The sequence below is a fragment of the Mesorhizobium sp. P2_F8 genome, assembly GCF_056403655.1.
Genome location: NZ_JBFUFB010000025.1, coordinates 34,903 through 45,851, shown reverse-complemented (window position 1 = coordinate 45,851; position 10,949 = coordinate 34,903). Strand labels below are relative to the sequence as shown.

Genomic DNA, 10,949 nt, shown 5'->3' with positions numbered 1-10,949 from the left:
ATCTGGATGCCGTTGCCGCCATGCATGTCGCGGGCCTGGCGGGCGATGTCGAGCGCCTTGCCGCAATTGTTGCGCTTGACGATCGAGATCATCTCCGGCGCCATCTTGCCCTCGTCCATCAGCCGCCCGACGCGCAGAGAACCCTGCAGGCCGAGCGCAATCTCCGTCTGCATGTCTGCCAGCTTCTTCTGGAACAGTTGCGTGCCGGCCAGCGGCTTGCCGAACTGCTTGCGGTCGAGGCCGTATTGCCGCGCCCGGCGCCAGCAATCCTCGGCCGCGCCCATCGCGCCCCAGGAAATGCCGTAGCGGGCGCGGTTGAGGCAGCCGAACGGGCCGCCGAGGCCTTTGGCATTGGGCAGCAGTGCATCTTCGCCGACCTCGACGCCTTCCATCACAACCTCGCCGGTGATCGAGGCGCGCAGCGACAGCTTGCCGCCGATCTTCGGCGCCGACAGCCCCTTCATGCCCTTTTCGAGCACGAAACCGCGGATCTCGTCCTTGCCGTTCTCACCCTTGAGCTTGGCCCAGACGACGAAGACATTGGCGATCGGCGCGTTGGAGATCCACATTTTCGAGCCGGAGATCTTGTAGCCATTCGCCGTTTTTTCGGCTCGGGTCTTCATGCCGCCCGGATCGGAACCGGCATCCGGCTCGGTCAAGCCGAAGCAGCCGATCCATTCGCCCGAGGCCAGCTTCGGCAGGTATTTCTTGCGCTGCGCCTCGGAGCCGTAGGCATGGATCGGATACATGACCAGCGACGACTGCACCGACATCATCGAGCGATAGCCGGAATCGACGCGCTCAACCTCGCGCGCCACCAGACCGTATGTCACGTAGTTAGCGCCGAGCCCGCCATATTCCTCGGGGATGGTGATGCCGAGCAGGCCGGCCTCGCCCATCTCGCGAAAGATGCCGGCGTCGGTCTTTTCCTCGAGATAGGCTTCCTCGATTTTCGGCGCCAGTCTGTCGGCGGCAAAGGCAGCGGCGCCGTCGCGCACCATGCGCTCGTCTTCTGAAAGCTGGTTCTCGATCAGGAAAGGATCTTCCCAGACGAACGAAGCTGGCTCTTTCATACGCTGACCTCCACACCCCATTCGACAGCCGCCATGGCTAAGCCTGCAACTGCGCTTCATTCGCGCTTGTTCCAGGAAACCGTGAACAATCTCAAGCCTAGCCATGAAGGGTTTCGTCGGCGGCTCACGTCACTTTGGAATCGCCGGGACGTTATCCAATTCCTGATGCCGCCGGGAACGGCAGTGATTGCGCCGCGCGCCAATGGGGCAGTCGCGGCCTAGCGGCCTTGGCCTGAATCGTCCTCGGCCGCACGAAGAGTATTCGGGGTGGTGGGCGGCGCCCGAAAGCGCGCCGCCTATTTTTGTCCTAGCTAAAGCGCGCCTACTACAGCAGTAATCACCAACCTGCCGCAGGGCAGTCTTTGAGATTGTCCTTGGTGACCGGCATCAGGTCATAGGTGACGTATTGACCCTTCTTGGCCTGATCCGGATGCTGAACGGCTTCGTAGAGCGCCTTGAACGTGAGTTCGCCGATTAGCTTGGGCTTTGTGCAGACCGACCCGTCCAGCTCGCCAGCGGCAATCGCGTTGTTCCCGTCGGTCGAGCCGCCACCGGTGGCGATCAGGATGGCCTTGGAGCCTGCCGCATCGACTGCGCGGGCACAGCCTACTGCCATGGGATCGGCATGACTGAAGATCAGGTCAATGTCGGGGTTTGCGGTCAGCATGTTCTGGCAGACCGCTTCGCCCTTCTCCGGCGTCCAGTCAGTTGGCTGCGAAGCCACAACCTTGAATTTGATCCCAGCTTCCTTCAGCGCAGCCTCGAAGCCGTCCTGACGCTGCTTGACCACAGCGTAGCCAGGCGCCCCTTCGACCACCGCGATCTTCACTTCCCGATCCTTGGGCAACATCTTGGCCGCCATCTCGCCGGCGACGTGGCCTGCGATGACGTCATTGGTGGTGACCAAGGAGGTCAGGTTCGGATACACATAGTCTACTGGATGCGTAGCCGGATCACCGACCGGCACGGCGGCGGCAGCGATCGCGATGCCCTTTTCGGAAATCTTGTCCACCAGGGTCTGGGCCGTCACCGAGTCGTTCGGCATGAAGCCGATCGCGTTCACGCCTTGAGTCACCATGTCGTCGAATTGGTTGGCCTGCGTTTCGACACTGGACTTCGGGTCCATGACCACCACCTTCACGCCTGCCGCGTCTGCGGCTTCCTTGAAGCCATCGACAAGAGCCACGTCGTAGGGATAGGCCATGTTGTTGGGGTTGATCCCGAAGACCAGGTCTTTTGCCGAGCCACCGCCTGCTGTGAAAGCCAACGTGGAAACCACACCGGCTGCAAGCCACATTCTTTTTTCCATTTCTAGTCCTCCCTTTTGATTCTTAGTTGTTGCGCAGATCGTGTCGCGGCAGTTCGATTTCGTCCCAAGGTCGCAGCATTGCTCCCTGAGCGACTTTGTCTGAAATGAATGCAAGTCGCCGGCAGCTCTGACACTTGTAAGCTTGCCTTTGCGACAAGGGCGGCTTGGTCCGCGGCCATGTCTTTGTGTGAGTGCCTCCCGTCGCCCCCCTCGCACAGCTGAGAACCAATCGTCTGGGATCAGAATATCAAGTCGTCGACGGTCTCCTAGCCCATTGTGTGGCAAGGACTTTTTCGTAAACTGGCGGAAATCCGTCTGGGCGTAACGATCACGAGACAGAATCGAAAAACAGAAAGCTGGTCGCACGGTCACCTGTCCGATCCACATTTCAGCTTACCGCCGACTACAAAAGCAACTACATGTCTGGCTCGAAAAAGTGGAAGCACGAGAAGGGAACCAACCAGAATGGATGAAATGCTCACCAATCGAGCCTTTCTCCAGGTCGTCGAGAGTGGCAGCTTTTCTGCCGCCTCGTTGGAGCTTGGTGTCTCGGTGGCCACGGTTGCGCGTCAGATCAACAGCCTGGAGGCCAGACTGGGCGTCCACCTCCTTCACCGAACAACTCGAACGCTGTCGCTGACCGAGGCCGGAAGGCTATATTGTGATCGGATCCGCGAACTGCTGCGGCAACTTGACTCCGTCAAGCGCGAGATTTCGTCCTATCAGAAGGACGTGAAGGGGCTCTTGCGGGTTCATCTGAGACACTCGGTCGGAAACCAGGTGATTGTCCCCTCTCTGCCCACCTTTTTGAAACAGCATCCGAACATAAAATTGGAAGTTACCCTGACTGATGTGCGCGAAGATCTCGTGGCACAGGGCATTGATGTCGCCGTCTGGCTTGGATCACTCGAGGATTCGGGTCTGATCGCCAGGCGTCTAGGCTCAGGCCGCAGGATGGTGTGTTGCAGTCCCGCCTATGCAGCTGAGCACGGTCTCCCGGAAACGCCACAAGACCTTCAGCATCACAATTGCATCGTCTACAAAGCCAAGAGCTATGACAGCTCATGGCGGTTCGTCAGAGACGGGCAGACCCGGGCAGTGCCGGTCTCGGGAAATTTGGAATCCGACAGTTCCGCCGTCCTGATAACCAGTGCGATAAATGGGCTTGGGCTCGTCGTTCTGCAAGAATCCATGGTGCGCTCGTCCATCATCGCAGGTGAACTGATCAACGTTTTTCCTGACTATCAGGTCAGTTCGACGGACGCTGACACGGCGCTGTTCGCCGTCTATCCTGGCAGCAAGCAAACCTCGCCAAAGGCCCGGGCCTTCATTGACTTTTTGGTCCGCCTTTTCAAGGAATTCTGATAGGCCTGACGGACGCAACATGACTTAAGGCCGGCCGTCTCTTGCCGTTTGTTCGACGCAGGCTTCCGTTAACGGAAACCGGACCCGCGAAGATCGCGAGCCCGGCGAAGCCAAGGATGGAAGGTCCGGGCGGTCAGCCGGTCCTTGACTTCTTGCTTCCACCCCCCACCGTATAGATTGCTGCGGCAGCCACCACGACGATGCCTTCAATCAGGCCCTGATAGTTGGCTCCGAGGTTCAGCATGTTGAAGCCGTTGGTTAGCGAGAACAACAGAAGCGCGCCCGCCACGGTCTTGACCACACTCCCCGCCCCGCCGAACAGCGACGTCCCGCCAAGAATGGCGGAAGCGATAACCGTGAGTTCCATTCCTTCCAAGGCAGTGGGGGCCATCGATCGTAGTCGAGCCCCGAACAGGATGCCCGCAAAGCCTGCGGTCGCGCTGCAGAGGACGAACGCTCCGAGGCGGTAGGCGAAGACATTCACGCCAGACAAGCGCGCGGCTTCGGGATTGCCGCCCACGGCGTAGATGCGCCGACCGACGGTCGTGAAGCCGAGCACGAACCAGACAATTGTGACGAAGACGGCTGTGATGATTACCGGGGCCCTAAGAACGAGGGACATTCCGTTCGCCCAACTGATCCCGGCAAGCGCCAGCCCACCCATGAGCAGACCGATATGCAGTGGCAAAACGCGCCGACAGCGCATGAAATGCAGGACAGCGACCACCAGCATTGCGATGCCCCCAAGAAGCAGAAGCCAACCCACATCGAAGGTTCTCCCCTCGAAAGCTTTCAGTTGCATAACGGTGTCGAGATCGTTCACCTGCAGAGACCGCCCGCCGGTATAGATCAGCACCAGTCCTCGGATCGCCGTGAGCGTGCCCAGGGTCACGATGAATGCGTTGATCCCTAGCGCCATCACGATGGTTCCATTTAGAAGGCCGCAAAGGATCGCGACGCCCATTGCCAACCCGATCGAAGGCACCAACCCCATAGTTTCAACCGTGCCAACCATAACCGCGCCCGACAGCGCGGCCACGGAGGCGACAGAAAGGTCGAAGTTGCCCGTCACCAGGATGACCGTCATCGCCGCAGCCATCATGGCAGTCAGCGAGGTTTGGTAAAGAACGTTGCTCAGGTTCTGTACGCTCAGGTAGTTCGCCTTGCCCAGATAGGCGGTCATGAGCGCGAGTGAGACCACCAGCAGCAGCAACGCATAGTAGACACCCATTTCCCTGAGACCGAAGGATCGACGCCAGTCGACCCTCGCGACGCGTTGGCCGAATGACCCTGGCTGCCGGATTTCCGCCGCCGGGGACGTTTCGGTCATGTGATCTGTATTGGCCATATCTTCTTCATGCTCCGATTGTCCGCTCTCACGGCGCTATCTGTCGCTGGGTTCAGCGCGGTGCTTGCCCCCGGCAAGCATCACAAGTTCGTGCTCGTTGGTCTCATGCGCGGCTTTCGCAGACACCTGATGACCGTCGCGCAAAACGATGATCCTGTCGCAGGCCGCCATCAACTCTTCAAACTCTGAGGAGACGATAATGACCGACTTCCCTTCCTCTGCCAGCTGGCGCACCAGTAGGAGGATTTCTGTCTTTGCGCCGATGTCGATACCGGCCGTGGGTTCGTCCAGCAGAAAGACTTTTACGTCGCTGAAGAGCCATTTGGCGATGGTCACCTTTTGCGCATTACCGCCGCTGAGTTCGGTGACCACCGACTGGGCATCAGGAGCCTTGATCGCGAGGCGCCTGATGCTGGTCTCGCCGATCTCGACTTCCTTGTTTCGGTCAAGCAGGAAGCGGAACTTGCTGACCCTTTCCAGCGCCGGCAGGGTTGTGTTGCGCCAAATCTCGAAATCCGGAACGAGCCCCTGTTTGAATCGGTCTTCCGGCACAAGGGCCAGGCCGGCCTTCACTGCCGCTCCGGTCGATCTCTTCAGGATTTCGCCTTCAAGACGGACTTCGCCTTTGGCATGTGGGTCCGCCCCGAATATGGCGTGAAGCAGCTCGCTTCGCCCCGACCCCAATAAACCAGCAACACCAAGAACTTCGCCACGACGCAGTTCGAGCGAAATTGGTGCAAGGCGACCCGGAGACGACAGCCTGTTCACCTCCAATATGGGCTTGCCGTGGTTTGAAGCCGCAAATTTTCGGGATCGTTCGAGCGTTGCCTTTTCAAGGGCAACAACCTGTTTGCCGACGATCGCCTCGGCGATCTGCCCTTCGTTCAACCCCTTTGTTTCTGCCCGCATGACCGCCTGCCCATCACGCAGGACAGTAACTTCGTCAGTCAAGGCAAGGATCTCATCCAGGAAGTGTGAAACAAACAGAATCGCCTTGTTTTCCGCCTTGGACAGTTTGCGGACCGTTGCATAGACAATTTCCCGTTCTTCGATCGCGAGCGAGGCAGTGGGTTCGTCCATTACGATCAAGTCAGCGCCCGTGGCCAGTGCCTGAAAGATGGCCACCATCTGCCGAGCGCCGATCGACAGATCGCTGACCAACATGTCGGGTTCCAGATGATATCCGACCCGCTCGCACAACTCGCCAAAACGACGGTACATGGATCGATCGACCCGCCACAGTCCGGTGGATCCCATGAAGACGTTCTCGATAACAGAAAGCGTTGGAACCAGTGGGATGTGCTGGTGGATTGTCGCCACGCCCATTTCGTTGGCCTGTTTCGGGCTGGTCCAATGGACCTCGGCTCCTTTCCAAATGATCTTGCCATCGGTGGCAGAGAAGGCGCCGGACAGAATCTTGATCAACGTCGATTTGCCCGCGCCGTTGGCTCCGATCAAGCCGTGGACACGGCCTCTTCGGATATCCAGGTCCACACCGCGCAGCGCCACGATTTGAGTGCCGAACGTCTTCCTGAGATTTCTCAGCTGCATCAACGGCACGGCGTCATCCATGACCCAGTCCTGCTCCCGCTATTGCACACCAACCTCGCGCTTTGAACTGCGGGTGGGTGTCATTTATGTTTCCCGCCAGACCCACATGGCTGCACCCTGTCTTCCCAGGAAAGACAGCTCGCGAGTTGAAGACGATGCTTGCTTCGCGGGCTGCTGGATCGACCATGTTGATTTTCAGAGGGTAGCCTTCGACGCGCCTTGCCCAAAAACTGCTGCAAGATCAAAGCACCTCGCTGCGACGAAATGGGCGCCGCTGGCTCTGACCGCTTAACCGTGTTGCGAGCCGAAGATCAACGCGCCTCCCGTCGCGTCTATCAGAACAGTCAGCCTTGGCCCTTCGGCTACCGGCTTCCTCCGTTGTCCAGCACGCGTAAGAGTCTCAGCTACGGCTGGCTTTCAAAAAATGAACTCTAACGTGACTGGGGCTGTGCAAATACGATTCAGCCAGCGAAACATCTTGTCGTCCTTTGCAAAGGTGGGCGCCCGAACGGGAGCCGCCTTTGCCGCAGAAATAAGAGAACGTCACCCTGCTGCGCTGCCTGCGCGGCGAGATGGATCAGCGATGTGCGAGAGCCTTCGATTGCCCAGCGTTCTGTGAGACCAGCTGCGAAGGCCCGATGAAGATTGGCGCCGACGCAATCGCGTATCCGCAGGCGCAATATGTCGAACAGGTCGAGCAACTGCGGCCAACTCGGACTGTCAGTCGATGCAAAACCACACGTGCCCAGTCTCACCTCGATGCGCCGATGACCCCTTCGCCTCCAGTTCTGGATGTTCGGATCAACAAACCGGGTCCTAAGTCTTTAGCGTCTCAAGATCGCGATAGAGCTCCAGCGCTTCGGGATTGGCGAGCGCTTCCTTGTTCTTGATGGCGCGGCCATGCACGACGTCGCGCACCGCAAGCTCGGTGATCTTGCCCGATTTGGTGCGCGGGATGTCTGAGACGGCAACGATTTTTGCCGGCACGTGGCGCGGGCTGGCGCCGGTGCGGATTTTCGCCCGGATGCGCTTTTCCAGATCCTCGTCCAGTGTGGAGCCTGCGGCCAGCCGCACGAACAGCACGACGCGCACGTCATTGTCGAAATCCTGGCCGATGCACAGCGCTTCGAGGATTTCCGGCATCTGCTCAACCTGGTTGTAGATCTCCGCCGTGCCAATGCGCACGCCGCCCGGATTGAGCGTCGCATCGGAGCGGCCGTGGATGACCATGCCGCCATGCGCCGTCCATTCGGCGAAGTCGCCATGGCACCAGACATTGTCGAAGCGCTCGAAATAGGCTGCCTGGTATTTCTTGCCTTCAGGGTCGTTCCAGAAGCCGATCGGCATCGACGGAAACGCTTTTGTGCAGACCAGTTCGCCCTTTTCCTGGCGGACCGGCTTGCCGTCATCATCCCAGACATCGACGGCAAGGCCGAGGCCAGGCCCCTGGATCTCGCCGGTCCAGACAGCTTGCGTCGGCACGCCGAGCACGAAGCAGGAGACGATGTCGGTGCCGCCGGAGACCGAGGCCAGATGGACGTCGCTCTTGATGCCGTCATAGACAAAGCGAAAATCCTCCGGCGACAGCGGCGAGCCGGTCGACGAGATGCTGCGTACGCTCGACAGATCGTGCGTCCGGATCGGCTTGAGACCGGCCTTGCGCACGGAATCGATGAACTTGGCCGAGGTGCCGAAAAAGGTCATCCTCTCGGCATCGGCAAAGCTGAACAGGACATTGCCGTCGGGGTAGAAGGGCGAGCCGTCATAGAGCAGCAGCGTCGCGCCCGAGGCCAGCCCAGACACCAGCCAGTTCCACATCATCCAGCCGCAGGTGGTGAAGTAGAAGAAGCGGTCGCCGTCGATCAGCCCGGCATGCAGCCGGTGTTCCTTGACATGCTGGATCAGCGTGCCGCCGGCCGAGTGGACGATGCATTTGGGAATGCCGGTCGTTCCCGACGAAAACAGGATGTAGAGCGGATGCGCAAACGGCAGGCGCTCGAACGTGACCGACTTTGCGGCGAACGGAGACAATGCCTCTTCCAGCGCCTCGGCCTTGTCGATGACAGCAGCGACATCCCTTGAGGAGCCGAGGTAATCGACGACCAGAACCTTGCGGACGGTTTCGAGCTTCGTGGCAACGGCAGCAATCTTGTCGGCGACTTCGATCGCCTTGCCATTGTACCAGTAGCCGTCCGGCGCGATGAAGACGACGGGTTCGATCTGGCCGAAACGGTCGAGCACGCCCTGTTCGCCGAAATCCGGAGAGCAGGACGACCAGACCGCGCCGATCGAGGCGGCGGCCAGCATGGCGGCAACCGTCTCCGGCATGTTGGGCATCATCGCGGCGATGCGGTCGCCCTTTTTCACCTTGAGCGCCAGGAAAAGCTGCTGGAAGCGCGAGGTCAGTTGGTGCAGTTCGTTCCACGACAGCCGCCGCTCGATCTTGTCCTCGCCGCGAAACACGATCGCGTCACCAGAACCGGTCTTTTTCAGCAGGTTCTCGGCGAAATTCAGCATCGCCTCGGGGAAGAACGATGCGCCCGGCATCTTGTCACCATCGACCAAGACGCGCTCGCCCTTGTCGCCCACGATGCCGCAGAAATCCCAGACCAGGCTCCAGAAGCCCTCGCGGTCCTCGACCGACCAGCGGTGAATTTCGACATAGGAGGAAAACGTCCGCCCGGCGCGTACTGAGGCGAGATTTGTGAACGTCGTCAGCAACGCTAACGCGATACGCTCTCGAGAAGGTTGCCAAAGCGACTCCGACGGTCTCATACAACGATCTCCCCGGCCTACCGCGCCAATATCTCGTGTGACCACGCCAAGACCGCAGGGGTATGGCGCAATCCCGAACAGTACGAGCTACGGCTGGCAGCAGGGCGACCCATTAGACACCCGACATGCATTTCAGCGCGGACGTAATGGCCGGGCAGTTTCCGGATCCGGAAGCCGCTCTGCGACCGACGATGAGGGAAATCGTGATCGCACGGTGACGCCTGCCCGCATTCCAGACGGCACAGCCTTGATCCGTGCGACTGGCCCGGAAGCTGGTGGCGAACAGTTCTCCCATCTCGGCCTCTTGCCTTCCTCCACGGGGACACGGTAGCCATCACTGACGCTGAGCCCTTCGGCGTRCCAGAAGAAACCGCTAGATCGTTGCGATTTCGACGACGAACCGATATTTTACATCGCCTCGCAGAATGCGCTCGTAGCAATGTTCAATCTGGCCCGCAGCAGCCAGCTCAATATCGGAGACAATTTCGTGCGCGGCGCAGAAGTCCAGCATCTCCTGGGTCTCGGCAATTCCTCCAATCACGGAACCCGCGATTGACCGCCGCTTCAACACAAGCAGGCTGACATCCGGTGCCGGGTGGCGATGCGCGGGCGCACCAACGACTGTCATTGTTGCGTCACGCTTGAGAAGTTCGACGTAGTCGTCCAATGCATGACTTGCCGAGACCGTGTTGAGGATGAAGTCAAAGCTCAACCGATGTGCCGCCATTTCATCCACGTTACGCGAGACCACTACCTCGTCAGCACCAAGTTTGAGGGCATCGGCGCGCTTGCCTTCGGAAGTGGTGAAGGCAATGGTATGTGCTCCCATGGCATGAGCAAGCTTGATTCCCATGTGACCGAGCCCGCCCACTCCGACGATCCCCACCTTCATCCCCGGCCCAACTTTCCAGTGACGTAACGGCGAATAGGTAGTGATTCCCGCGCAAAGCAATGGCGCAACGGCGGCCAACTGGTGTGCAGGGTGGGTGATGCGCAGCACGAACTTTTCGCTCACAACGATCTGGCTGGCATACCCCCCCAGCGTATGACCTGGTTCGTCCTTGGTCGGGAAATTGTAGGTGCCGGTGAACATCTCTTCGCAGTATTGCTCAAGTGCCTCTGTACAGGCCGGGCACTTTTGGCAGCTGTCGACCATGCAACCGACTCCTACAGTATCGCCCGGCTTGAATCGCGTTACCGCAGAGCCGACGGCTCTGACTTGACCGACTATTTCGTGACCCGGCACGCATGGGTACAGCGTTCCAGCCCATTCGCCGCGTGCCTGATGAATGTCGGAATGGCAGATTCCGCAATATTCAATATCGATCTGGACGTCGTGCGGGCCTGGGTCGCGCCGTTTGATCATCAAAGGCGCGATGGGCTGATCGGCAGCTAGGGTGCCATAGGCTTTTACCGGAAACATCTTGCACCTACCTTTTGACTGCAGTGTCCTGATCGGCACGCAGCCGAGCGAAATCCTATGAAGCCTGCAATGGCTTGGGAAGCGAACCGCTGGTCAAAGACCTTC

General features: G+C 59.5%; 7 protein-coding genes. 1 reads left to right on the top strand and 6 read right to left on the bottom strand.

All coding sequences use genetic code 11. From position 1 onward, the window contains the following. Together AC1DZP_RS33065 and AC1DZP_RS33060 are read right to left on the bottom strand one after the other, a co-directional pair. On the bottom strand, positions 1-1,073 hold a 1,073-nt coding region (locus AC1DZP_RS33065; RefSeq protein WP_477308240.1), incomplete at its 3' end, for an acyl-CoA dehydrogenase family protein. Positions 1,074-1,410: 337 nt separating this feature from the next. Then, positions 1,411-2,496, bottom strand: coding sequence for a sugar ABC transporter substrate-binding protein (locus AC1DZP_RS33060; RefSeq protein WP_477308238.1), 1,086 nt, complete (start codon positions 2,494-2,496; stop codon positions 1,411-1,413). Between the two features lie 351 nt (positions 2,497-2,847). On the opposite strand from AC1DZP_RS33060, the gene AC1DZP_RS33055 reads away from it, so the two are divergent. Further along, positions 2,848-3,747 carry a LysR family transcriptional regulator gene (locus AC1DZP_RS33055; RefSeq protein ID WP_477308236.1) on the top strand — a complete coding sequence of 300 codons (900 nt, stop codon included), beginning with the start codon at positions 2,848-2,850 and terminating at the stop codon, positions 3,745-3,747. 133 nt (positions 3,748-3,880) lie between these two features. Here the strand turns inward: AC1DZP_RS33055 and AC1DZP_RS33050 are convergent, their stop codons facing one another. From AC1DZP_RS33050 to AC1DZP_RS33035, 4 genes are all read right to left on the bottom strand, one after another. Next, positions 3,881-5,095: an ABC transporter permease gene (locus AC1DZP_RS33050; protein ID WP_477308234.1), complete on the bottom strand. Its 1,215-nt coding sequence runs from the start codon at positions 5,093-5,095 to the stop codon at positions 3,881-3,883. 36 nt (positions 5,096-5,131) lie between these two features. Beyond that, positions 5,132-6,667, bottom strand: a complete 1,536-nt coding sequence (locus AC1DZP_RS33045) for a sugar ABC transporter ATP-binding protein (RefSeq protein WP_477308232.1) — start codon at positions 6,665-6,667, stop codon at positions 5,132-5,134. 795 nt (positions 6,668-7,462) lie between these two features. Beyond that, complete coding sequence (locus AC1DZP_RS33040; RefSeq protein ID WP_477308230.1) at positions 7,463-9,421, bottom strand: acetoacetate--CoA ligase; 1,959 nt, start codon at positions 9,419-9,421, stop codon at positions 7,463-7,465. Between the two features lie 373 nt (positions 9,422-9,794). Next, entirely contained in the window at positions 9,795-10,844 is a 1,050-nt protein-coding gene (locus AC1DZP_RS33035) for an NAD(P)-dependent alcohol dehydrogenase (protein WP_477308228.1), read from the bottom strand. Positions 10,845-10,949 lie beyond the last annotated feature (105 nt).

Bases quoted from the DNA above. Each gene is read 5' to 3' on its own strand.
- AC1DZP_RS33055 (WP_477308236.1), top strand. From the start codon at position 2,848: ATGGATGAAATGCTCACCAATCGAGCCTTTCTCCAGGTCGTCGAGAGT.
- AC1DZP_RS33050 (WP_477308234.1), bottom strand. From the start codon at position 5,095: ATGGCCAATACAGATCACATGACCGAAACGTCCCCGGCGGCGGAAATC.
- AC1DZP_RS33040 (WP_477308230.1), bottom strand. From the start codon at position 9,421: ATGAGACCGTCGGAGTCGCTTTGGCAACCTTCTCGAGAGCGTATCGCG.
- AC1DZP_RS33035 (WP_477308228.1), bottom strand. From the start codon at position 10,844: ATGTTTCCGGTAAAAGCCTATGGCACCCTAGCTGCCGATCAGCCCATC.
- AC1DZP_RS33045 (WP_477308232.1), bottom strand. From the start codon at position 6,667: ATGGATGACGCCGTGCCGTTGATGCAGCTGAGAAATCTCAGGAAGACG.